At 42.7% G+C, this 24317-nt stretch carries 23 protein-coding genes; 2 read left to right on the top strand and 21 right to left on the bottom strand.

The annotated features are described in order from the left end of the window. Positions 1 to 6: 6 nt before the first annotated feature. The 5 genes from yihA to MK409_RS00680 form a co-directional block, all read right to left on the bottom strand. A complete protein-coding gene (yihA, locus tag MK409_RS00700; protein ID WP_268704977.1) occupies positions 7 to 594 on the bottom strand; it encodes a ribosome biogenesis GTP-binding protein YihA/YsxC in 588 nt (195 codons plus the stop codon). A gap of 8 nt (positions 595 to 602) precedes the next feature. Beyond that, positions 603 to 1835: an ATP-dependent Clp protease ATP-binding subunit ClpX gene (gene clpX, locus MK409_RS00695; protein ID WP_002874765.1), complete on the bottom strand. Its 1233-nt coding sequence runs from the start codon at positions 1833 to 1835 to the stop codon at positions 603 to 605. Between the two features lie 201 nt (positions 1836 to 2036). Next, positions 2037 to 2543: a dihydrofolate reductase gene (locus tag MK409_RS00690; protein WP_268704976.1), complete on the bottom strand. Its 507-nt coding sequence runs from the start codon at positions 2541 to 2543 to the stop codon at positions 2037 to 2039. A gap of 118 nt (positions 2544 to 2661) precedes the next feature. Next, positions 2662 to 3336, bottom strand: coding sequence for a (d)CMP kinase (gene cmk, locus MK409_RS00685; protein WP_268704975.1), 675 nt, complete (start codon positions 3334 to 3336; stop codon positions 2662 to 2664). Positions 3337 to 3345: 9 nt separating this feature from the next. Then, on the bottom strand, positions 3346 to 3852 hold the full coding sequence (locus MK409_RS00680) for an SAG1386/EF1546 family surface-associated protein (RefSeq protein WP_268704974.1): 507 nt from the start codon (positions 3850 to 3852) through the stop codon (positions 3346 to 3348). A gap of 45 nt (positions 3853 to 3897) precedes the next feature. On the opposite strand from MK409_RS00680, the gene MK409_RS00675 reads away from it, so the two are divergent. Next, positions 3898 to 4101, top strand: a complete 204-nt coding sequence (locus MK409_RS00675; protein WP_002874767.1) for a ferredoxin — start codon at positions 3898 to 3900, stop codon at positions 4099 to 4101. Between the two features lie 75 nt (positions 4102 to 4176). On the opposite strand, the gene MK409_RS00670 is transcribed toward MK409_RS00675, so the two are convergent. The 6 genes from MK409_RS00670 to MK409_RS00645 all read right to left on the bottom strand — a co-directional run bounded on the left by MK409_RS00670 (position 4177) and on the right by MK409_RS00645 (position 11285). Next, on the bottom strand, positions 4177 to 5142 hold the full coding sequence (locus tag MK409_RS00670) for a glycosyltransferase family 2 protein (protein ID WP_268704973.1): 966 nt from the start codon (positions 5140 to 5142) through the stop codon (positions 4177 to 4179). A 1-nt stretch (position 5143) separates the two neighbouring features. Continuing rightward, positions 5144 to 6163, bottom strand: coding sequence for a UDP-glucose 4-epimerase GalE (gene galE / locus MK409_RS00665; protein ID WP_268704972.1), 1020 nt, complete (start codon positions 6161 to 6163; stop codon positions 5144 to 5146). A gap of 102 nt (positions 6164 to 6265) precedes the next feature. After that, positions 6266 to 7369 carry an NAD(P)/FAD-dependent oxidoreductase gene (locus MK409_RS00660; protein ID WP_268704971.1) on the bottom strand — a complete coding sequence of 368 codons (1104 nt, stop codon included), beginning with the start codon at positions 7367 to 7369 and terminating at the stop codon, positions 6266 to 6268. A 16-nt stretch (positions 7370 to 7385) separates the two neighbouring features. Then, a complete protein-coding gene (locus tag MK409_RS00655; protein WP_268704970.1) occupies positions 7386 to 8183 on the bottom strand; it encodes a Nif3-like dinuclear metal center hexameric protein in 798 nt (265 codons plus the stop codon). Further along, complete coding sequence (locus MK409_RS00650; RefSeq protein WP_216732951.1) at positions 8170 to 8847, bottom strand: tRNA (adenine(22)-N(1))-methyltransferase; 678 nt, start codon at positions 8845 to 8847, stop codon at positions 8170 to 8172. Before MK409_RS00650 ends, MK409_RS00655 begins: the two co-directional genes overlap by 14 nt. Before the next feature lie 101 nt (positions 8848 to 8948). Then, the gene (locus MK409_RS00645; protein WP_268704969.1) at positions 8949 to 11285 is read right to left on the bottom strand and encodes a cation-translocating P-type ATPase; all 2337 of its coding nucleotides are present in this window, start codon (positions 11283 to 11285) and stop codon (positions 8949 to 8951) included. Between the two features lie 132 nt (positions 11286 to 11417). On the opposite strand from MK409_RS00645, the gene MK409_RS00640 reads away from it, so the two are divergent. Further along, positions 11418 to 12167, top strand: coding sequence for a lysophospholipid acyltransferase family protein (locus tag MK409_RS00640; RefSeq protein ID WP_268704968.1), 750 nt, complete (start codon positions 11418 to 11420; stop codon positions 12165 to 12167). A 42-nt stretch (positions 12168 to 12209) separates the two neighbouring features. Here the strand turns inward: MK409_RS00640 and MK409_RS00635 are convergent, their stop codons facing one another. The 10 genes from MK409_RS00635 to MK409_RS00590 form a co-directional block, all read right to left on the bottom strand. After that, positions 12210 to 12902: an alpha/beta hydrolase-fold protein gene (locus MK409_RS00635; protein ID WP_268704967.1), complete on the bottom strand. Its 693-nt coding sequence runs from the start codon at positions 12900 to 12902 to the stop codon at positions 12210 to 12212. Next, on the bottom strand, positions 12883 to 13893 hold the full coding sequence (locus tag MK409_RS00630; RefSeq protein WP_084853308.1) for an ABC transporter substrate-binding protein: 1011 nt from the start codon (positions 13891 to 13893) through the stop codon (positions 12883 to 12885). Before MK409_RS00630 ends, MK409_RS00635 begins: the two co-directional genes overlap by 20 nt. Positions 13894 to 13912: 19 nt before the next feature. Continuing rightward, complete coding sequence (locus MK409_RS00625) at positions 13913 to 14668, bottom strand: ABC transporter ATP-binding protein (protein ID WP_268704966.1); 756 nt, start codon at positions 14666 to 14668, stop codon at positions 13913 to 13915. 1 nt (position 14669) lies between these two features. Then, complete coding sequence (locus MK409_RS00620; protein WP_268704965.1) at positions 14670 to 15716, bottom strand: FecCD family ABC transporter permease; 1047 nt, start codon at positions 15714 to 15716, stop codon at positions 14670 to 14672. A 302-nt stretch (positions 15717 to 16018) separates the two neighbouring features. Next, a complete protein-coding gene (gene rpsO, locus MK409_RS00615) occupies positions 16019 to 16288 on the bottom strand; it encodes a 30S ribosomal protein S15 (protein ID WP_001018251.1) in 270 nt (89 codons plus the stop codon). A 292-nt stretch (positions 16289 to 16580) separates the two neighbouring features. Beyond that, entirely contained in the window at positions 16581 to 17273 is a 693-nt protein-coding gene (locus tag MK409_RS00610; protein ID WP_268704964.1) for a phosphoglycerate mutase, read from the bottom strand. A gap of 163 nt (positions 17274 to 17436) precedes the next feature. Continuing rightward, positions 17437 to 17691, bottom strand: a complete 255-nt coding sequence (locus MK409_RS00605) for a hypothetical protein (RefSeq protein ID WP_268704963.1) — start codon at positions 17689 to 17691, stop codon at positions 17437 to 17439. Between the two features lie 23 nt (positions 17692 to 17714). Then, positions 17715 to 17918, bottom strand: a complete 204-nt coding sequence (locus tag MK409_RS00600; protein ID WP_008281298.1) for a hypothetical protein — start codon at positions 17916 to 17918, stop codon at positions 17715 to 17717. Between the two features lie 136 nt (positions 17919 to 18054). Continuing rightward, the gene (locus MK409_RS00595) at positions 18055 to 18435 is read right to left on the bottom strand and encodes a hypothetical protein (RefSeq protein WP_268704962.1); all 381 of its coding nucleotides are present in this window, start codon (positions 18433 to 18435) and stop codon (positions 18055 to 18057) included. Between the two features lie 151 nt (positions 18436 to 18586). Beyond that, positions 18587 to 24094 (bottom strand): ZmpA/ZmpB/ZmpC family metallo-endopeptidase, encoded by a 5508-nt coding sequence (locus MK409_RS00590; protein ID WP_268704961.1) that lies wholly within the window; start codon positions 24092 to 24094, stop codon positions 18587 to 18589. Positions 24095 to 24317: the final 223 nt, after the last annotated feature.

The following is a 24317-nucleotide window of genomic DNA, read 5'->3' as shown; positions in this document are numbered from 1 at the left end:
TTTCCCTCACAATTTTTCTAATATTGCATCCCAAGCCTGATCCATCCCTGCCTTGCTGACAGATGAAAAGAGGATGAAGTCGTCACTTGGGTCAAAGTTTAATTTCTTTTTGATTGCTGATTCATGCTTGTTCCATTTACCACGAGGAATCTTGTCCGCCTTGGTCGCAACAATGATAACCGGAATCTCATAATACTTGAGAAATTCGTACATCTGCACATCATCTGCTGACGGGTCGTGGCGGAGATCCACCAGACTGACAACCGCACGGAGATTTTCACGACTTGTCAGGTACTCCTCAATCATGCGCCCCCACTTTTCACGTTCCTTTTTGGAAACGCGGGCATACCCATAACCCGGTACATCCACAAAACGCATCTTGTCATCAATGTTGAAGAAGTTGAGTAACTGGGTCTTCCCAGGTTTCCCCGATGTACGAGCCAAATTCTTGCGGTTCAGCATAGTGTTGATAAAGCTAGACTTGCCAACATTTGAACGCCCTGCAAGGGCAATCTCTGGCAGGTCATCCTGCGGATAGTGAGACTTGTTTGCCGCACTGAGCAAGATTTCAGCATTATGTGTATTGATTTCCATAGTCACCTCTAGGCTGTTTCTAGGATGGGTTTTTCCGTTCCATCGACAGCTTCTTTTGTGATGCGGACCAATTTCACATTTTCTTGACTTGGCACTTCAAACATAACATCTAGCATGGTTTCTTCGATAATTGAGCGAAGACCACGCGCACCAGTTTTGCGTTCAATAGCCTTATTGGCGATTTCCTGAAGAGCTTCGTCGTCAAATTCCAACTCAACATCATCATAAGAAAGCAAGGTTTGGTATTGTTTCACCAAGGCATTTCTTGGCTCTTTCAAGATGCGAACCAAGTCATCGACCGTCAATTGCTCAAGAGCAGCGAAGACAGGCAAGCGTCCAATCAACTCAGGGATAATCCCAAATTTTTGAATATCTTCAGCGATGATTTCTTGCATGTAGGAGCTGTTTTCGTCAATCGCCTTGTTATTTTGGCCAAAACCGATGACTTTTTCTCCCAGACGTTGTTTGACGATTTCTTCGATGCCATCAAAAGCACCACCCACGATAAAGAGGATATTCTTGGTATCCACCTGAATCATCTCTTGTTGTGGATGTTTGCGTCCACCTTGAGGTGGCACGCTAGCAACAGTTCCCTCGATAATCTTGAGAAGGGCTTGTTGCACTCCTTCACCCGAAACGTCACGTGTGATAGACACGTTCTCGCTCTTCTTGGCAATCTTGTCAATTTCATCCACGTAGATAATTCCACGCTCTGCACGTTCGATGTTAAAGTCAGCAGCCTGCAAGAGTTTGAGGAGGATATTTTCCACGTCCTCACCCACATACCCAGCCTCAGTCAGAGCCGTCGCATCTGCAATAGCGAAAGGCACGTTCAAGCTCTTAGCCAAAGTCTGAGCCAAGAAGGTTTTCCCAGAACCAGTTGGACCAATCATCAAGATGTTTGACTTCTGCAAATCCACATCTTCTGACTCTTCACGCGTATCGTGGAAATTGATGCGTTTATAGTGATTGTATACAGCCACTGCCAAGGCACGTTTGGCACGATCTTGACCAATCACATAGTGATTTAGGATATTGAGGAGTTCGATTGGTTTTGGTACTTCAGACAAGTCTGCCAAAACTTCCTCGGCCAACTCCTCCCGAATGATTTCCTGGGCCAACTCCACACATTCATTACAGATAAAAGCATTGTTCCCAGCGATTATTTTCTTTACTTCTTCTTGGCTTTTGCCACAAAATGAGCAATAAACCATCATATCATTTTTCCTATTTGTAGGCATGATTTCCTTCCAATCTAATTTATCATTCTATCTAAAATAAGGTCATATAAAAAGCGTGGACACTGTTTACCAGATTGGTAAAAGCATTCAACCAGAGTAAGGCAGACAGTCCATAGCGCTTCTTACGAAAAGCCTGTGCTCCAGTCAAAATACAGATCACACACAAAAAAGCTGTAAAAAATCCAAATATACTGCGCTCCATTAGACTTCCTTTCTATCTCGGTATTCGATGGTAAAATCATAGTCGTTTTTCTCATCTCGGGTGTAAGATTTGCTTGCAACTGTCTCAAAACGAGACAAGTCAAACTCCTCAGGAAAATAGGTATCTCCCTCTACCTGAGCATGAATCTGCGTCACGATAATTTTATCTAAATAAGGCTCAAAAGCCTGAAAAATCTGCTTTCCGCCAATGATATAGAGATTTTTTTCCTGACTCTGATACCACGCTAAAACAGACTCCACATTTTGAAATACGAGCGCCCCATCTATGACTTCTTCGCTATTGCGCGTTAAAATCAGGGTTTGCCGTTTTGGAAGCAGACGACGTCCCATACCATCAAAGGTCACTCGTCCCATCAGTATAGCATGATTTAAAGTTGTTTCCTTAAAATGTTGCAACTCTGCTGGCAAATGCCAAGGGAGACGATCTTCCTTCCCAATCACACCTTTTTCATCTTGGGCCCAAATGGCTATGATTTTCTTTGTCATGCTTCCGTCCTTTTTATTGATACTACTATTTTATCAAAATTCTCCCAAAAAGGCTGTTTTGAAACGCGCGCAAAAGAGAGAAAAGGAGCAGGCTTCATTTAGCCTGCTCCTCTCGTCCCTAGGACATATATTTTTTTGCTTCTGATTCGATTTTTTCGACCACTTCTTGGATACTTAGTCCAGTTGTGTCAAGGTAAACCGCATCCTCAGCCTGTTTGAGAGGTGAGGTTTCACGGTGACTATCCTTGTAGTCACGCGCAGCAATCTCTTCTTTCAGCGTTTCCAAGTCAGTCTCAATCCCTTTAGCAATATTTTCCTTGTAACGACGCTCTGCTCTTTCTTCAACAGAAGCCACTAGGAAAATCTTGAGTTCAGCTTGTGGTAAAACAACTGTCCCGATATCACGCCCATCCATGACGATACCACCTTGCTGAGCAATCTCTTGCTGGAGCGAAACCAGTTTCTCACGTACCTCAGGAATGGCAGCAATGCTTGAAACCTTGTTGGTCACTTCATTTTCACGAATCGGATGCGTAATATCAACATCCCCTACAAAAACAAGTTGCTCACCTGTTTCTGAACGTCCAAAACTAATGGGGTGTTGGTTAAGAAGCTCGAGAAGTTGATCTACATTTCCTGCATTCAACTGGTGTTTGAGCGCTATATAAGTCGCGGCACGATACATAGCACCCGTATCGAGATAAGTATAACCAAAATCCTTAGCGACAAGCTTTGCGACCGTACTCTTACCACTCGAAGCTGGACCATCGATAGCAATTTGAATTGTCTTCATGACCGACTCCTATCTTGTCTTAATCACATCACCTGGGTTGGCAAACCAAGATCCAGATGACATGTGAGAAGGATTTAGAGCCTCTAGCTGGGCAATGGAAATCCCTGCACGTTGAGCAAGAGCTGCTTCTCCCTCTCCAGGCTGTACTGTCATTGTTCCTTCACCCTCTGTATGTTCTTCCGAACTGCTCTCTGAAGGTGTTGATTCAGAAGAAGCTGTTTCCTCTACCTTGCTACTTGAAGATGATGATGCTTCCACTTTAGAACTTGAACTTGTAGAAGGAGACGATGCATCATAGAAATCCTTCAAAGATGAAGTACGATTGCTTCCTCCGGTTGATAGATAAATCAATACAACTACCATCGCTACAACAATTACAAAGAAGAGGCTAGCTAGAACTGTCAAGGCACGATTCGCAACAACGCCTTCCCCTTTTTGTTTCCGGTGTCGACGCTCTGATCTTGTTTCTTCCTCATTGTTTTCGTAGATATCTTCTTGCCACGGTTCTTTTTCCATACCTTACTCCTTGTTTTTTTTACATTTTCTTATTACAATATAAACATGAAAGTCACACTTATACCCGAACGGTGCATCGCCTGCGGGCTTTGCCAAACTTATTCTGAACTCTTTGATTACCATGATAATGGAATCGTTCGATTTTACGATGATCCAGTCGAATTGCAAAGAGAAATCGCTGAGACCAGCGATGTTCTGGAGGCCATCAAAAATTGTCCTACAAGAGCACTTCTAAAAGATCCATCGTAGGAAGCAGGGAATGAATGTTATTGATTTTTTCTCATTTTTCCCACACTTACTAGTTTAGCATATTTCTAGGTAAAATTATAGTCTTTTTTGGTTATTTTTTCCTTCAATAATAGAAAGGTCACTCTTTTCTTTGACGAGATAGAGTGGTCTTTTTTTGGTCTCTAGATAAATCTTACTGATATACTTACCGAGAATCCCAATTGTCAGGAGCTGAATCCCTCCAAGAAAAAGAATGACAGCCATCAAAGAGGTCCAACCAGATGTCGGATTTCCCAGGATAAGAGTCCGAAACACTACAAAAAATGTCATCACAAACGAAAGAAAACAAGATAGAAGTCCCGCTACAAAGGCTATACTCAAGGGGAAATCTGAAAAGTTAAGAATCCCTTCAATCGAGTAGAAAAAGAGTTGTCTAAAACTCCAACTGGTCTTGCCAGCCTGTCGTTCAACGTTTGCATAATCAAGATAGTGCGTTTTAAAACCCACCCAGGCAAAGAGTCCTTTAGAAAAACGATTGGACTCGGTCAGTGTTAAAATAGCATCTACCACAGACCTTCTCATCATGCGAAAATCACGGACACCTGAGGGCAAGGCCACTGGGCTAATTTTTTGCATGAGGCGGTAAAAGAGGTCAGCACAGAAACTGCGGAAAAAGGGTTCTCCCTCCCGACTAGTTCTCCGTGTCCCAACACAGTCCAAGTCTGCATTTTGGTCTAGTAAGGCTTTCATCTCAAGTAGCATACTAGGAGGATCCTGAAGGTCTGCATCCATCACGACCACCAAGTCTCCAGTTGCATGCTGCAAGCCTGCGTATAAGGCTGCCTCTTTCCCAAAATTTCGTGAGAATGAGACATAACGGACCGCAGGATTCTGCTCCCGATAGGTCTTCAAAAGCTGCAGGGTCCCATCGATTGAGCCATCGTCCACAAAGACGTATTCGACTTCTGCTCCCAAGTCAGGGAGCAGAGCTTCCACATACTGATAAAAAAGAGGAAGTACTTCCTCTTCGTTTAGACAAGGGACAATGATTGAAATCATCATCTTAGTCTTCAAATCCATTTGGATGCTTGCTTTGCCAACGCCATGCGTCTTCACACATTTGGGTGATGTCGAGTTCTGCTTCCCATCCGAGCTCTGCTTTGGCTTTTGCTGGGTCTGAGTAGCAGGCAGCGATATCACCTTGGCGGCGTTCTACGATGCGGTAAGGAATAGGACGTCCCACTGCTTTTTCCATGTTTTGGATAATTTCAAGAACGGAGTAACCTTTACCAGTTCCAAGGTTATAAACGTTTAGACCTGAACCTTTTTGAAGTTTTTTCAAAGCTGCAACGTGACCTTTAGCTAAATCGACAACATGGATATAGTCACGAACACCAGTCCCATCTTCTGTATCGTAATCATCTCCAAAAACTTGTACTTGTTCTAGTTTGCCCACTGCTACTTGGGAAACATAAGGCAAGAGATTGTTTGGAATTCCGTTAGGATTTTCTCCCAAGTCTCCACTTTCATGCGCTCCGATTGGATTAAAGTAACGAAGCAAGACCACATTCCATTCTGAGTCTGCCTTGTAGATATCGGTCAAAATTTCCTCTAACATGAGCTTGGTACGACCGTATGGATTGGTCACTGAAAGTGGGAAATCTTCCAAGATTGGAACAGTGTGAGGATCTCCGTAAACTGTCGCCGAAGAACTGAAGATGATGTTCTTACAATTATTTTCTTCCATAGCTTTCAAAAGGCTGACAGTTCCTGCGATATTGTTATCATAGTAGGCAAGAGGGATACGGGTTGATTCGCCAACAGCCTTCAAACCAGCAAAGTGAATCACACCAGTCGGTTCTTCCTGCTTGAAAATATCTCTGAGAGTATCAGTATCACGGATATCTGCCTCATAAAAAGGAATCTCAACTCCTGTGATTCTTTCAACAACTTCTAAACTTTTACGATTGCTATTGACAAGATTATCCACCACAACCACTTGATGACCTGCTTGGATCAACTCAATAACAGTGTGGGTTCCGATAAATCCAGCACCACCAGTTACCAAAATCTTTTCTTGCATCTTTTTTCCTCGATTCTCGGATTATTTTTTCTTATTTTATCATTTTTGATAGGGAATGTCATTTGACATCCTAAACTACCTGCTAAAATTTCAGTAAAATACTTATTCGCTTTTTACTCGTTTGACATAGTTTGCAATTGGATAGTTTACTGGGTCCAAGGTCAACTCCTTGTCTTGGACCAGCTGGGCTAGATGGTAACCGATAATCGGACCAGTTGTGAGGCCTGATGAACCTAGTCCACTAGCCGCATAGACACCTGCCAATCCTGGTACCTGCCCAAAGAAAGGGGAGAAATCACTGGTGTAGGCACGAATTCCCACACGCTCACCCGATGATTTCGCTTCTGCCAAGGCTGGATAGTGAGGCAAGGCCGCATCCTCCATTTGTTGGAGCAAGGTTTCATCTACCGTCAAATCAAATCCCATATCATTTTCGTGGGTAGCGCCTAAGGACAATTTTTCACCTGCAAAAGGGATCAAATCCCACTCCCCTTCTGGCATGACAACAGGGTAAGATTTCATATCTTTGGTAAGTTGATAATCTCGTAGTTGTCCCTTTTGGGGGCGAACATCTACCTCATATCCTAAAGGTTCCAAAATGTCCCCCAACCAAGCTCCTGTCGCTAGAATAAGCTGATCAAACACCTCTTCGCCAATCTGGTAACCTGCTGCTAAAGGTGTCAGACTCATTTTTTCTTTGACCAGCTTGACTTGACTAGCTTTTAGCAAACGAGTCACTAAGAGTTGGCCATCTACTCTCGCTCCACCAGAAGCATAGAGCAGGCGGTCAAATCCCTGCAAGCCAGGGAATAATTCATTTGCAGACGCTTGGTCTAGAATGGCTAATTGACCTATCAAGGGAGATTCTTCCCTACGCTGGAGTGCTAGTTCATAGAGTTCTTCTAACTTGGATTCATCCTTTTTCAAGAGAAAAACTCCCGAACGCTGGTAAAAGTCGATTTCCTGTCCTGACTTTTCTAAATCAGCCAACAAATCCACATAAAAGTCAGCCCCCAAGCGTGCCATCTTGTACCAGGCTTTATTACGGCGTTTGGAAAACCAAGGACTGATAATTCCCGCTGCTGCCTTGGTTGCCTGACACTGACCATGGTCAAAAACTGTTATCTCTAGGTCAGCTTCTTTAGAGAGGTAGTAGGCAGCTGTCGCCCCCACAATCCCTGCTCCAATAATGGCAACTTTTTTCATTGTCTTCACCTTCTAACTAGATATGGTGGAAAGGATCGGTCGATGCCTGACTAGGTACAATATCAATAGTCCAGCCCTTTTCTTCCTTCCATTGAGTAAGGAGTGCAGCAATTTTTTCCACAAAAAGCACTTCGATATAGTGACCTGGGTCCAATGCTAGCAAACCATCAGACAGCATATCCTGAGCAGTATGGTAGTAAATGTCACCAGTGATATAAACATCTGCTCCCTTAGCTAAAGCATCCTTATAAAAAGATTGCCCGCTGCCACCACAGATGGCCACTCTTGAAATAGACTTCTGCAAATCACTCTCTTGATAATGAACCATTCGAAGACTATCTAGACCAAAGACTTGCTTGACATGTTGGGCCAATTCCCCAAATGTCTGAGGCTGAATATTCCCAATCCGTCCAATTCCACGTTCTGGACCTGTCTCCTGTAGATAGATCGTTTCCTCAATACCTAACATCTGACAGAACCAGTCATTGAGGCCATTTTCAACGATGTCAATATTGGTATGGCTGACATAAACTGCGATGTCATGCTTGATCAGGTCGATGTAAATCTGATTTTGCGGACGGCTAGCTACCAGATCCTTGATGGGACGAAAGATTGGCGCGTGCTTGACGATAATCAAGTCCACACCCTTTTCAATGGCCTCTACCACCGTCTTTTCTCGAATATCGAGAGCCACCATGACTCTTTGGGTCTCCTTGTCTAGAGTACCGATTTGCAGGCCACGACTGTCTCCCTCCATTGAAAACTCCTGAGGGCAAAAGGCTTCATAAGCTCTAATTACTTCACTTGCTAGCATGGAGCACCTCCTTGATGGCTTGAATTTTATCTACAAGAACTTGACGTTCCTCAATATTTTTTTCTGGGATTTGATTAAGGGCAAACTCTAACTTAGCAGCTTCTTTTTGCCATTTTTGGACAAAGACTGGGCTGACTTCTTTGGACAAGAAGGGACCAAAGCGAACATCACTGGCTGATAGCTTCATTTGTCCCGCTTCCACCACCAAAATCTCGTAGAACTTGCCAGCTTCTTCTAGGATGCTTTCTGCTACGATCTGAAAACCGTGGTCTTCTAGCCAGATGCGCAAGTCGTCTTCACGATTATTGGGCTGGAGGATTAAACGTTCTACGTTAGCTAACTTGTCCAGGCCTTCTTGCAATATGGTAGCAATCAAACGGCCACCCATACCAGCAATGGTGATGACCGACACTTGGTCTTCCTCTTCAAAGGCTGCCAAGCCATTGGCTAAACGGACTTGGATTTTCTCCTTTAGACCATGAGCCTCAACATTCTTGAGAGCAGACTGGTAGGGGCCTTCCACCACCTCACCTGCAATGGCACTTTTGATTTCTCCTCTTTCAACCAAGTCAATCGGCAGATAAGCATGGTCACTCCCCACATCTAGTAAAATGGCACCTTGTGGCACAAAGGACGCCACCAATTCTAATCTCTTTGAAATCATCTTCTCTCACTTTCCAAAACTCTGTTACGTCTTATTATACCATATTTCAGCTAGCAATCTTGCACCTAAAAAGACCGCAATCCACAGATTGCGGTCTTTCTTTATTTTCTAGCTTGATAACGACTGGTTAGAATGAAAATCACAGTAAAGACAGCCATCATGACAAGGTAAACAGGGAATGTTTGTCCTGTAAGTGTCGAAATTTCAAGCAGTTTATGGATTCTTGGGAAGAGAGCTGTGGCTAGGAAGCCTCCTACTGACCAGACAATCAAGAGGACACGCCAGAGGGTAAATGGCATGCAGGCTCTAAATACGGATAAGAAACCGATAGACCCAAGGAGATAATAGAGGAGGGTTGAGATTTCTAACTCAGACCAACCTTGACTCGCTCCAAAAATTTTCACAAAAAGAACGCTGAAGACGACCATGAGTGCACTTGGTAGAGCACGAAGCATGGATCTTCTGAGGAAGTTTGGCTCAACAGGTTTGATATTCCGCTCAAAAGTCAGAACGAATGGTGGGAAACCTTCCACGAATTGGTCAATCATGGTAATCTGGATTGGAATGAAAGGGAAAATCAAAATCCACTCAGATCGTCCTAGAAGAGCACTGGCGATACAGATGACTGCAAGCAAGAAGGAATAGATGGTCTTAATCAAGAAAATCGGTGCGATATGGGCGATATTATTGACTACACGACGCCCCTCAAAGAGAATCTCAGGAACATCATTAAAGTCAGAGTTCAAGAGAACCAGATTAGCAATCTGACGAGTCGCAGGATCTCCTTCAGCCATAACGATAGAACAATCCGCCTCACGAAGGGCCAGGATGTCATTGACTCCGTCCCCTGTCATTGCCGTTGTATGCCCTGCTTTTTTCAGAGTTTGGATGATGAGTTTCTTTTGATGAGGGGAAACACGTCCGAAAATAGCTGTCTCCTCCGCCATGGCCATCAATTCCTCATCCGTGATTTTTGAGCAATCTACATAGCTGTGATAGTCCGCAAAGCCAGCCTTCTGGGCAATGCTGGAAACCGTGACTGGATTATCACCAGAGATAATCTTGAGGCCCACTTCCTGGGAACGAAGATAGTCTAGTGTCTCAGCTGCTCCTTCTCGAATCGGGTCCAAGATTTCCAGCAAGGCGAGGGCCTGAATGTCAGACGGTTTCTGTGGTTTATGATGATCAAGTTTTTCCTGACTAAGGGCTAAGACCAAGACACGTGAACCTCTCTCTAAAGCCTCTCTGGCTTCTGGGACTTCAGAGTCCAACAACATCTCAGGCGCCCCTAAGAAAACCGTTCCTAGCCCTTCTAACTCCATAGCTCCCCACTTGCGATCGCTTGAGAAAGGAAGATTCGAAAGCATAGGATAGGAAACCTGACCTTGGAAACGCTGGCGAATGGCTCGGGCTGTTGGATTTTTATCCTCACTATGAGCGATATAGCTAGTCAAAATGCTGGCAATAGCCTCATCATCATAAGTTTCCGTCAGAGGAAGAACATCCTCCACCTGCATCTTTCCTTGGGTGATGGTGCCCGTCTTGTCCAGACAGAGCATATCCACGCGCGCCAAGGTCTCGACAGAGTACATCTCCTGCACCAATACCTTTTTCAAGCCCAGCTTGATCACCGCAGTCAAGAGTGAAGTAATGGTCAAAAGGGCGATTCCCTTGGGCAGCATACCCAAAAGGGCTGTCGACGAATTTACAACGGACGACTTGAGGGGCAAGCCCTTTAAAATCAAGGCTTCTAGCAGGAGGGCTAAACCAAAGGGAATGATAATCTTCCCAGTAAAACCGGCTAGCTTGTCCAGCGATTTCATGATACGGGAGTTGATTGGTTTCACTGTCTTAGCTTCCAGCATGAGTTTGGCAGCATAGTTTTCTGCCCCGACATGGTGGACTTGAGCCAAAACTGCGCCACTGGCTAGGAAACTCCCTGATAAAAGCAAGGCATCCACTTCCTTTTGCACCAAATCACTCTCACCCGTCAACATGGCTTCATTGACTTCTGCAAATCCTTCCAGAACCAGTGCATCACTAGGGATTTGCTCTCCCGCAGACAAACGAATGACATCTCCTAGGACCAATTCTTCTGGATCGAGAGCAACTTCTTGACCCTCACGAATGGTTTTGACTTTTTCCTTAGTCATGAGATTGAGCTTGTCCACCATGTGTTTAGCCCGCAGCTCGGTCACAATCCCAGAAAAAGCGTTAAAGCAGATAACGGCAAAGAAAACCAGATTGCTCCAAGCCTGCACAAAGGCCAGCGCTAGGGCAATAACAAAGTTTAATGCGTTAAAAAGTGTAAAAACATTTCGTTTGATGATTTGCCAAGTACTGGTACTGGCTGAAGCGGTAAAGTCATTGACCAAACCTTGAGCCTGTCTTTCCTTGGCTTCTCTTTGGGTTAATCCCATAATCTTATTTTTATCCATAAATTCTATCATATCATTTTTTTTAAAAGAATTCTAATCCCATCTAAAACTGTTGGCTGATAACTGAAAAAGTTTGCCAGTAGTCTTTCGATAAGGTATAATAATAAAAGCAATACAATCGAAGGAGATCTCATGTTTTATACTTATTTGCGTGGACTAGTCATGCTGATCTTGTGGTCCATCAATGGCAATGCCCACTATCACAATACTGATAAAATCCCTAGTCAAGATGAAAACTATATCCTCGTCGCTCCTCATCGTACCTGGTGGGATCCAGTTTACATGGCTTTTGCGACCAAGCCAAAACAGTTCATCTTTATGGCCAAAAAAGAGCTGTTTAACAACCGCATCTTTGGCTGGTGGATCCGTATGTGTGGCGCCTTTCCTATTGACCGGGAAAAACCTAACGCCTCTGCCATCAAGTACCCTATCAATGTCCTCAAAAAAAGCGACCGTTCTCTCATCATGTTTCCAAGTGGGAGCCGTCACTCAAATGATGTCAAGGGTGGAGTTGCTCTGATTGCCAAAATGGCCAAGGTCCGTATCATGCCGGTTACCTACACAGGTCCCATGACCTTGAAAGGCTTAGTCAGCCGTGAACGTGTGGATATGAACTTTGGAAACCCTATCGATATCTCAGATATCAAGAAAATGAATGATGAAGGAATCGAAATGGTTGCAGATCGTATCCAAGCAGAATTCCAACGTTTAGACGAAGAAACCAATCAATGGCACAATGATAAAAAACCAAATCCACTCTGGTGGTTTGTCCGCATCCCTGCCCTCTTCCTTGCTGTGATTGTTGGTATCCTAACGATTATCTTTACCTTCATCGCAAGCTTTATCTGGAACCCAGATAAGAAGAGAGAGTCTCTTGGTTAAAAAATACAATTATCCCTTGGCTTTTTCCAAGGGATAATTCTTTTATTCGATTTGCCATTTTTGGGCTAACCAGTTGGAAAAGGCTAGGAATCGTTCAGCCACTTGCTCATGATGCCCATAGGGATCAAAGACAAACTGACTAGTCGGATAGTGTTTCTGAAGACTAGTATGAATCTGCTCAGCATAGACTGGTGCTTGAGCCAAGCGATTGGTATGATGGGCTCCTTCTGTTTGACCATTCTGTAAATACAGTAAACAATCTAAATTTTTCACCCTTTCATCCTTGCAATACGTCGTAAAATCAGGATACCAAAAGGAACCACAGATAGAGAAGACACAGGAGACCTTGTCAAAGCTGAAAAGACTGTATACAGCCGCCAAACCACCTAGTGAGTATCCTCCATAAGCAAGGCGATTTTTGTCCAGACGATAAAGTGACTGCAACTTGTCTAAAAGACCTCCAAATAAATGACTATGATAGGTATTTGCCTGACCTCCAAAATCTGGAGCCCCATCTCTCAGAGCAGCTGCCTTCCATGGAGTGTAATCGTCTAGGCGATTTTTAGAGAACAAGCCCACTAAAATCACAGATTCGGAAAGAGATGATAGGAAATCCAAGTTTCCATCATTCAAGAGAATCGCTGGATAGGTTTGATTGGGGTTATAGGTCGAAGGAAGGCTGACCTTGACTTGGATCCCTTCCCAATCAAACTCATTATTTATTGATAAAGTCATTGATTTTCTCGAGGGAATCAATCACTGCTGGACCATAGTCCATCAACTCATCGTAAGAGATGGTCATGATTTTTTGATTCTTAATTGCAGGAACGTTTTCCAAAACTTCATTTGCCTTCATCAACTCTACTGCGTTGGCATCCAATTTTTTATTGCGGTCGCTGGTCACATAGATAATCAACTCAGGATCCATTGACACGAGATTTTCCAAGGTCAAGCCTGATGTTCCCGTTGCAACGTTTGTATAACCAAGTTGATTCAACAAGCTCTCTTGCAAAGCAGACTTGTAGGCACCAAAGGTTTCGTCGTTATAAGCAACCATAATCAAAGCTTTTTTCTTTTCACCTTGGCTTGTTGGGTTTGCTTTCTTAACAGCGTCAATTTTAGCTTGTAATTGGGCCGCGTATTCATTGGCCTTGTCCTGAACATTGAAAATCATTCCAAGATTTTTAACATCTTCTACAATATTTCCCAAATCTTGCTGAATCGTTGAGAGAGAAGCTTTTTGCGTATAGACTGGGATTTTGTTTTCATTCCAAGTGCTAACTGTCCCCAAGGATTTTTCAGAAAACATCATATTTCGACCCATCACAGCGTCTGGCTCATAAGAAAGGACTGTTTCTTGTGAGACTGTTTTTTTGTCCCCAATTTGAGGAATCGTCGCAATCGCGTCCTTGTATTTGTCAGTCACAGCATTATCAGGGTTAAGCATGCCAGCAATTTTATCCTTCAACCCTAACTCCAATAAGATTTCAGTGGTTGAAAGATTGTTGGTGATAACTTTTTCAGGTGCCTTATCAAAGACTTGTTCGACTTCATTTCCCTTAGCATCATAGGTCTTGACCGTTAACGGATAAGTCGTCTCTGTGCTGGCCTTTTGACTTGTTTCTGTGCTAGACTGTGTGGTAGCTTTTTCTGTAGTAGTGTTGCCACAAGCTGCCATGGTTAGGGTAGCTACTGTTACGAGTAAAATGCTTAGTGTTTTTTTCATCTTATTTTCCTTTTCTTTCTTATAAATAGTGAATCATCGCTTGCTGATCCTCGGTCCAAGTCACCTGACTTTGAACTCCATATACAGTTTGCAATGACTCAGGGGTAATGGTCTCCTTTGGAGTCCCTTGGTAAAGGATTTCTCCCTCTTTCATCAGATAGAGATAATCCGAATAGCGACAAGCAAGTTGAATATCATGTAGGACAGCTAAAACATTGACCTTCAGATTCTTCACAATGGCCAACAAGTCTAGCTGATACTTGATATCCAGGTGATTGGTTGGTTCGTCCAGGAGCAAGAGAGTCGGTTCTTGAGCCAAGGCGCGGGCTAACAAGACTCGCTGTTTCTCTCCCCCCGACAGGGACGAATAGAGACGAGTTTTCTTCTCGAGCATATCCACCTTGACGAGAGCATCTTGAACGAGGGCATAATCCCTTTCCTTTTCCTTCTCTAAAAAAGAGAGGTGGGGAGTTCTTCCCAGTAAGACAATTTCCTCAACTGTACAATCAAACTGCAATTGATTAAACTGGGTTACAACTGCCATCTGCTTGGCTGTGTCTTTGAGTGACCAATGCTCCAGCGGCTTTCCATCTAGGCTTATCAAGCCTTTGTTCGCCTTTTCCTGACGATAGAGGAGTTTAAGCAGGCTGGTTTTCCCACTTCCATTTGGTCCTAGTATCGTGTGAAATTGATGCCCCTCAACCTTAAGAGAAATTCCTTTGAGAATTTTTTTCTCTCCTATTCCAAAATGGATATCCTGACAAATCAAGTCCATATCAGGCCCTCACCTCCCTTCGCCTACCTCCAACAATGTAGATAAAGAAGGGAGCACCTACTAAGGCTGTGAAAATGCCAATCGGCAACTCAGCGTTTGGAATGATGATACGAGAGAGTACATCTGCCCAGATGACAAAGAGGGCACCCAGTAAGGTCGCAATAGGAAAAAGCCTCCTGTAATTCGTTCCTACTAACCCTCGAGCTAAATGTGGAGTAATCAGACCGACAAATCCAATAATCCCACAGGTTGCCACTAAGACTGCTGTCAACACAGCCACCATGGTCACGTAAAGATACCAATAAAAGCGTAAGGGAATTCCCAAAGTTAAAGCAGCCTCATCTCCCATCATCATCGCATTGAAAACACGATACTGGGTAGCGAAAAATAGAAAGGCCATTCCTACTACTATAGTTGGCAGGACTAAGTCAGACCAGGTAGTCCCGGCAAGCGAACCCATGGTCCAAAACTTAATGGTCATCACACTGTCCGCATTAGCGCCAACTGAGATAATAAAGTTGGAAAATGCCAGAAAGAGAGCATTGACCACCGTTCCTGATAAGATCAGACTAGAAGTCGTCATCCTTCCCTGCATAGAGGCAATGATGAGGACAGCGATTGTTGCCAAAATAGCTCCAAGGAAAGCTCCAAGGCTAATCACCAATTTTAAACCAAGAATGATGCTTAAGGTTGCCCCTAGAGTTGCACCCGCAGAAATTCCTAAGACATAAGGCTCAGCGATGGGGTTGTTCACTGTGGACTGCATCACACTACCACACATAGAGAGACCAGCCCCTACTATCAGACCTAACAATACTCGGGGGAATCTCATGTTCCATACAATGGCAAGAGTAGACTTGGAAACCTCTCCTATCTCAAGAGGAAATCCTAACCTGCTCAAAATAATCCGATAGGTATCTCCTAGATCAATCGCAACAGATCCCATTGAAACTGCTAGAAAGAGAGAAATCCCTAAAATACCTAGTAAAATAACTAAAAGTAACACAAATTGCAAATCTTGTCGGCTTCCAGAAAATTTGGAAAGCATGAAAACCTCCTTAGACAAAATTAAAAATTTAGAAAATTCTCATGAAAAGTATACCATATTTTCAACAATGGAACAAGATGAGAAAAATAAATATAGTTGGTCTTACAGTGCTAATAATCGTAACCGAAGATTATACTTGGGTATATCGAGGTAGGGTGACAAAAGTAAAAAAGCTCTCTGAATATCAGAGAGCTCAAGTCTTGCTGGATAAAACGTTTATAGACTAGGCGACGAGGCGAAGATTGTACTAATGGTACATCGAGCTGAAGCCAACGAAGTATAGAAACGTTTTAGACGCAAGATTAGCGACGAAGTCCAAGAGAGTTGATTAACTCACGGTAACGGTTAACGTCGTTTTTACGCAAGTATGCAAGCAAGTTACGACGGCGACCGATTTTCTTCATCAATCCACGGTAAGTAGCGTGGTCTTTTTTGTGTTGTTTGATGTGTTCGTTAAGGTGGTTGATTTCCCAGGTAAGGACAGCAACTTGAACCTCTACTGAACCTGTATCACCTTCGTGACGTGCATATTGTGCGATGATTTCATTTTTTTTCTCTTTTGAGATTGCCATGATGTTTCTCCTTTTTATTTGGCTTCATCCGAGTGACAGGTTGGCATGCCTGTAACCAAGAAGAAGTTATTTGTCTTTACGACAGTTCTTATTCTACCAAGAAGCAGGGACTTTGTCAACTGATTTACTGTTTAAAACCTTGAATTACTCTACTGATTTCAGGGCTTCAAGCATATCTACTTTTCTTACAATCAAGTCACTCTTTACTATCATTATAACGCTTTTTCAACTAGTTGAAAGCTAGAAGCAAAAACAAAAAAGCCTAGGAATTCCTAGGCTTTCTGTTTATAGATTATTTTCCAAGGTAGTATTCAGAAACTACGTTTAATTTTTCGTCGAATTCGAATACCAATGGTGGGAAGTTAGGGATTTCCACGTCCATGATTTCGTCGTCTGACAAGCGTTTGATGTGTTTTACAAGGGCACGGATTGAGTTACCGTGAGCTCCTACGAATACGTTTTTACCATCTTTAAGTGCTGGAGCGATTTTGTCTTCCCAGAATGGAAGGGCACGTTCCAAAGTCACTTTCAAGTTTTCAGCATCTGGGATAACTGAGTCGTCAAGTGAAGCGTAACGACGGTCAGTATGTGCTGAGTATTCGTCATCACGAGGCATTGCAGGAGGCAATACATCGTATGAACGACGCCAGATGTGAACTTGCTCATCACCAAATTGTTCAGCAGCTTCAGCTTTATTTTTACCAGTCAAACCACCGTAGTGACGTTCGTTCAAGCGCCATGATTTTTCAACTGGAACCCACAATTGGTCAGAAGCTTCAAGAGCCAAGTTTGTTGTTTTGATCGCACGTTTCAATACTGAAGTGTAAGCTTGGTCAAATTCGATACCAGCTTCTTTGATCAATTTACCAGCGTCAATCGCTTGTTGTGTTCCTTTTTCAGACAAATCAACATCAGCCCAACCAGTGAAAAGGTTAGCTTTGTTCCATTCAGACTCACCGTGGCGAGCAAAAACCAATTTTACCATTAGATGGATTCTCCTTTAATTTTTCGAGGTTGCCCTCGTTTATCTATTCTATTTTACACAATTTTTCACAAAAAAGCTAGTTAAAATCAACTAAAAAGAGAGAACAGTGTCCTCTCATCTAGTTATTATTAATTCGCGATATTCAATCAAGAAACGATTGCAATTATTTGTTATTTAAAGCATCAATTATACGATCAGTATTCTTAGTTACATTAGTATCATTGTAACGATTATGAATTAGACCTTCAATTGTTTCTTTGCAATTTTCAAGATTAGCTTTTTCAAATACTACCACACTGACAACATGTGTTCCACCAGAAGCAAGATGCAAAACTAGTAGAGTTTGAAAAGCACTTAGCACTGTTAATACACCATAAGCCGCTAATATCAATCCCCCAATAAATGAATTTTGCATCATTGAAAGGCCAATAAGAGCGAAAATTATACCCAAGCAAATGTTTTGAAATCAAGACGAAATGAACTATCTACACTTGCAACATGATCAACAGGAATTGTTTTATTTTGAGAACCCAGTGGAATAACTTTTAAAATAGTAGGGTTAGAAGTTTTTATAAAGACTCCCTCTAAAGTAATGGAAGCTTTTAAATAGAATGTTAAATACGATGTAATGAAAGATTGTTTCATAATATTCTCCTTTTATTTTTTCAAGTTGTATTACATCATGTTTTCATATAAAAAAGCATTTTGCCAACATATTCTTTCACCAGATAATTCTTTAAATGAAAAAAACAACCCTCCAACGGATTGTTTCACTAAATTATCAGACAAGGCCATAGACTTCTTTCAAAAATTTGGCAAAAGAAACAGCTCCTTTAATGATTAGAAATCCTCCTATCCACTCGGTCGCTGAAAGAAATCCCATCACGCCACCAATGATATATAAAATAGAAGGCAACTTTCGAAGTTGTTGATCTTCTTCGAAATAGATTAGCATAAAAGTGCCTAATGCGATTACCAGAATTTTAAAAAATGTCAGGAGTAAAGAAAAGGCAACCGTGACGATTAGCATTTTTGAAGGATCTTTATAGATGAGGGCACCAGTATAGGATAGCAAAAATCGTAGGACAGGTCCCAAAAACAAGGTTATGCCTGCCACCATACCCAGTCTCCAATTGAGTCGAACCAATCTAGTTATCTCCATAAGAACCTCCTTCTCTCGTAGCTATCATTCTACCACATTTGCCCCAGAAACAAAAGACCTTCTCAGGCACAAACAAATCGCCTACCAGCTTTCAGACAGCCGAACATAAAAAGAGAAGATCTGCTGATCCTCCCTTTTCATTTTCTAATCCTTATTTCTTAAAAATAGAGGTTCTGAAATCGTTTGTTTGGTCAAGATAGGCTTTAAAGATTGCTCTCTTCAACTTATGAACAGCACTGTCATACTCTGGATTATAGTTGCTCCAACGAGGAGCATCCGCATCCTCCAGTACAGCTTGATCCATGAGGGCTTGCAATTCAGTCACACTATTGATGGTCTTTGTCGCATAGCTTGGCCATGGTTTTGTCGGATCTTTAAAGGTCACCTGCTTCAAGTTCCCAAACTGATCCACACGTTCTTTATACATGGCTTTCTTGAAGGCAGCCCAAGATGAATACTTGCCTTCAAATACCTTGTCCAATACAAGTTCATCTGTCACCAATCCGCGTTCTTTACCATAGAGATTGATGGTTTTACCTTTTTGTTTGGCAGCTTCTTCGTATTGGTTGGAGATATAAGGTACCATTCCATCCTTAAAGCCTTTGGCAGCAAGAAGTTCATAAGCAATCCTACGTCCCATAAGGTCACCTGGCGTTCCTTTCTCACTGCTGAGAGCTGAATAGATTGGGGCAAAGAGTTTAATGGTATAGTAGCCATTTCGTTCATAGTCGCCAGACTGGTACTCACGAGATGATAAGATGTTATGGTCAATCAAACTATCAAAGTTGGTTAGTCTCTTTGCCTCTTCTTCTGTCAATTCTTTGACTACGTTAGTAGCGTATACCTCATTGCCATCTACTGGATCTTTCACATACTTGTTCTCAATTTTTCTGAGAGCCGCCATTTTATGGTAAACATTTAGCTTGTTAACGATTGATTGCCCTTCGAGGTATTCCAGCATGTAGATAAGGTCAAACATGTTATGGACATAGTTCTGAAGATCTGCTGCGTTTTGGAATCTCTCTGTCGGATTCAAGACTTGCAGACGGGAGTCCTCTGTACTATCTGATTTTGAGTGTTTCAAGATAGAATTGATGGTAATGGTTGCGTCACTTGGTTGATCAGGGGCTTGCAATAAGCCTTTTGCGAAGAACTCTGGTCCCAAACCACTTCTTCGACCATAGCCGCCAAGGTAGATATCCTGATCCGAATCATGGGTCATTTCATGGGTATAAGTAATGGCTCCATCCTTGTCCAGCATACGGTAAGACATATAGTAGACACCATCCCCTGTAGCGTAGGCTCCATGCTGGTTGTGAACTACCTTATTGCCAACTGGTCCAAAGAAGTTCTTCATGGCTGGATTGGAGCTATCAAACTTAGCCTCCACTGTAGCTTTTCCAGAGGTTGTGTCATCACCAAATTTATAGGCATCATAAAGCAAGATGGTGCGATAGAGTTTTTCACGTGATTGTTCATCTAAAATGCGATACCAATAATCGTAGTGATCTCGCTGGCGTTTGGCTGTTTCACGCGCATTTTCTTCAACAAAATCATTGAGAGCCTTGCCCGCTTTATGCTCGCTATTGCGGTAGCGATCATAGGCTCCAAATCCTAGACTAGACAAGGTTGAGATGACAAAGACTGATCTTTCTGGCAAGGTTAGGAGAGGCAAGACCATATTGCGGTATTTCCATGTGGCACTAGTGATGCGGTCATAAACACCGATAGAGTACTTGGTGCCAGCTAATCCTTGCTTCGCTTTCACCTCTTCGATAGTGGATTTTTCTTCAACGATGTAAGCCTTAGTCTCTGATTTAAACCAGTCATTGTTGCTTGTGGTTGGTAGAAAGACTTTTCGGTAATGTTCTAGCGTGCTAAACAAATCTGTCGTTCCATGTTGACTGGCAAGACTGATACCATAAGTATCGACATTATTCTTAGCTAGAAGATTGTTAAAGCCTGATTTACCCAACTCAATCAGAGTATCGAGTGGTGAAGCATTTCCCTTACCAAAGAAGTCCAGATGGTACATAAGTAGGTCTTTGACATTCACCTGACCATAGCTAAAGTTATACCAACGTTCCAGATAGGTCAAGCCAAGTAGCAAGGCTTCCTTGTTGTGCTTGATTTTATCTACAAGATAGCCCTTGGTGACTGGGTTATCACCGGCAAGTCCAGCATCTGCTGACAAGAGTTTTTTCAAACTGTCTTCCAGTTGTTGTTTTGTTTTGGCGAACTGGTCTTCTAGATAGAGCTCAGTTTGCTTGACGTTTGGAGAAATACCGAGCGTCTTTCTGATGGCTTCTGAGTGGTAGTCAACCTTTTGTAAATCTGGTAAGACTTGCTTGATGATGGAGGTTTGGTCGTACAGGAATTGGTTTGGCGTATAGAGAAGTCCAGTATTTCCTAGACTATATTCTGCTAATTTGGCGAAATCAGCCTGGTATTTGAGATTGAGTTTTTCAGATGAATGGTCCTTGTAGTGTAGCAAGAGTTTGTTTGCAGTCTTTTTGTTGGAAACAATGTCTGTGATGACTTGGTCATCCTTCATCATAACTGCTGACAAGAGTTCTTTTTGATATAAAAGGCTGTTCTCATTGACCAGATTTCCGTATTTGACGATAGTTGCCTTGTTGTAGAAAGGTAGCAATTTTTCAATGTTTTTATAAGCCAAGTTGCGCTTAGCTTGATAATGGGCCACCTTAGAAAAGTCACTGTCTTTTTTGCCACTTGTTGAGAGGGGCTCCACTGTTGGTAGAGTGAGAGGATTGATTGCTGCTTTCTTGCTTGCAATTTGAGAAGCATCTAGCATCGTTCCTCTTTCTTCAAAGGATTCCTTGCTGACGACCTCATCCTTGACCAAGGTGACATTGTAGACTCTGTTGGCCTTGCTGCTGAATGTGTCCTTCACCTTCATATCATTATAGTGGTAACCAGTGATGGCATTTCCGTTGGTTACATTGACATCGCTGAGAACATTGGTCAAACTTCCAGCATGCTTTTCTAGATTAGAAGTTCGGTCCCACAAATAGCCTGCTACTCCCGCGACTCTACCAAAGTGTTTGACATTGTTGATATCCCCCTCAGCATAGCTATGCTGGATTTTCGCATCTCGGTCTACTAGACCTGCAAGACCACCCACAGTCTGATCTGAACTATTTGTGTTGGATGAAATGGCTACTGTCGCTTTTGACTTCGTCAGCAAAGCCCTGTTTCCTGTCAAATGACCGACCAGACCACCGATATTGTAGGCAGCAGTCGTTTCATAAGTGTTGATAATTCTTCCCTTGAAACTGCTCTCTGTGATACTTGATTGCTCAGCCTTAGCCAGCAAACCACCAATACCACGTTCCCCAGCAAGAACACCATCGACATGAACTTGTTTAATCTTTGTGCCTTTCTGAGCCTCATAGGCCAATGAACCGATATCATCTTTCCCTGAAATAGAGACATTTTTCAGACTCAATTTTTCTACTGTGGCGCCATTCAAAGTTTCAAACAGTGGTTTTTTCAAGTTGTAAATAGCATACTGCTTGCCATCTTTTTCACCGATCAACTGACCAGTAAAGATGCCCTTGATGTAGGATTTAGCTTCAGGCTCCAACTCCACTTCGTTGGCATTCAAACTAGCTGCTAAATGATAGGTTCCAGAGAGATTCTGGTTGATAGCTTTGACTAGGTTGCTAAAGGAAGTAAAGGTTGTTGTTTCCTCTGTAGCCTTCTTAGCTAGGTAGAAGGTGAAATTATCAACATATTTATTTTCTAGCTCTTGCTGGAGTTTCTCAGCCTTGGCTGTGATTTTATAAACTGGCTGACCATCTTTCGTTTCAGCCGTTATTGAAGCGACTGGTAGATAGACATCTTTAAATGACGAGGATTTAACCTTGACAAAGTAAGTGTCTGGATTACTTGGGACACCGTCTAAAGAAACGTGTTGTTTGTAAGTACCATTGGTCTGACTATACAACTCCAGATCCGAAACATTTCTTAATTCAAGTGTTTTTTCTGGATCTTTTTCTTTTGTTTTTTCTGTCGGAGCTTCCGGTTTTACTTGCTCAGTATTACCAGTATATTCTGGAAGAGGAGCGACTTGTTCCGGTTCCACAATGGCTCCTGCTTGAGTTCCTGTATATTCTGGTAAGGAAGATTGAGCCTCAGGTTCCACAATCGCACCTGATTGAGTATCTGTATATTCTGGTTTTTCGCTTGTCTCAGGGGCTACAAGCGCTCCCGCTTGAGTTCCTGTATACTCTTGTGTTGGTGGTACCTTTTCAGGCTCTACGATTGCTCCAGACTGCTCGCCTGTATAGGTTGGTTTCTCAGACGTTGCTGGTTCCACCAAAGCCCCAGACTGGACGCCCCCAACCTCTGGCTCAACTTGTTCTGGCTCGACGATAGCACCAGCTTGGGTTCCCTGATACTCAGGTAGCGGAGCGACTTGCTCGGGTTCAACAATGGCTCCTGCTTGGGTGCCTGTATATTCTGGTTTTTCAGCTGTCTCTGGGGCTACAACCGCTCCCGCTTGCTCGCCTGTATATTCTGGTAATGGAGCCTGCGTCTCAGGCTCTCCCTTTTTTGCAGACTGAGGTGCTTCACTTGCAGCTACTGCCTTCTTAGTCCCTTTCTCTACTATACGTGGCAAAGCTTCTTCTACTTTAGTTGAGAGAACTTCCCTAGAAATTTCTTGGTTTTCAACAGTGAAAATGCGAACAAGCTCAATCTTCTTCCCAGCACGCCCTTCTTGTTTGACACGAATGGTTCCCTCTGCTAGTTCTGGATTTTCCTGAACCACTTCTGAAACATCTAGTTTAGTTACAATTTCTTGGTCCTTGTATAGGAGCTCTGGTTTATTGACGCGACCAGCCAAGACTTCATCCTGAGGATCCACACTAGCAAGACCAGACGGATTTTGATTGGATGAATCTTGAGAAGGGATTGGCTTCTCAGCAGGGATTATAGGAGACGGAGTTTCCTGCTCATCTCCTGCCTTTTGCCCATCTTCATTGGTCTGAAAATGAGGTTGAATTGTATAGTTAAGTTTCTGATCCCTAGCAGCAGTTTCTTGCTGATTAATCTCTTTGTCTTGCTTAATATAGCCTAGATAAGTATAACCTGATAAGGCACGTGGCAAAGGCAGACTATCTCCTTGGGATAATTGGTATTCCTGATTGTACTGGAACAAAAGTTGATTTTCAATAGCCTGAACTGAAGAAGCCAAACCACTGCCCATCCCTGTTATCAAGACAACTTTCAAGAGAGCTTTCTTTTTGCCTTTCTTTTTCGATACGACAAAAATAAGGAGACCAATCGAAGCCAGGACTCCACCAGATAAAACGCTAGTAAGGCTATTCTGCCCACCTGTATTGGGCAACTGACCTAGCTGGGCTTTCTCATCCATACGGTAGACTAGATAATAGGTGCTCTCACCATCTTCCGCAATCTTCGGAATATCCTTGACAATTAAGTCTTTTTCTTGCCCACTCAGCTCCGTATCCGTCACATATTTGTAGTGCACAGCTGCATTTTCTTGAGCAAATACAGTTCCACTGCTAGCAATGGACACAAAAAATAGGCTTGAAATCGAAGCTGATACAAGACCAATTGCTAATTTTCGTAAGGAAAAACGATGCTGCTTCTCTCCAAAAATCTTTTTCATTCTAAATCCTCTCAACTTTTACCCTCTATCAAGAAAATAACTAGGATTATATTTTGATATAGGTAATTTACAATCATCATTATACTATAAAAAGAGTTCCTTGTCCCAAATAAATGCTTTAGATTTTACGAATTAAAAAGTTTATTTATCCTGTTAAATTTATCCCCTACTTGGTAAGAAAAAAGAAGGCTAATCGCCTTCTCTTATTTAAAAATATTCCTAA

The sequence above is a fragment of the Streptococcus oralis genome (assembly GCF_026782375.1).
Classification (GTDB): domain Bacteria; phylum Bacillota; class Bacilli; order Lactobacillales; family Streptococcaceae; genus Streptococcus; species Streptococcus oralis_CL.
The sequence above is the reverse complement of the archived record's forward strand: the minus strand, read 5'-3'. Positions and strand labels throughout refer to the sequence as shown.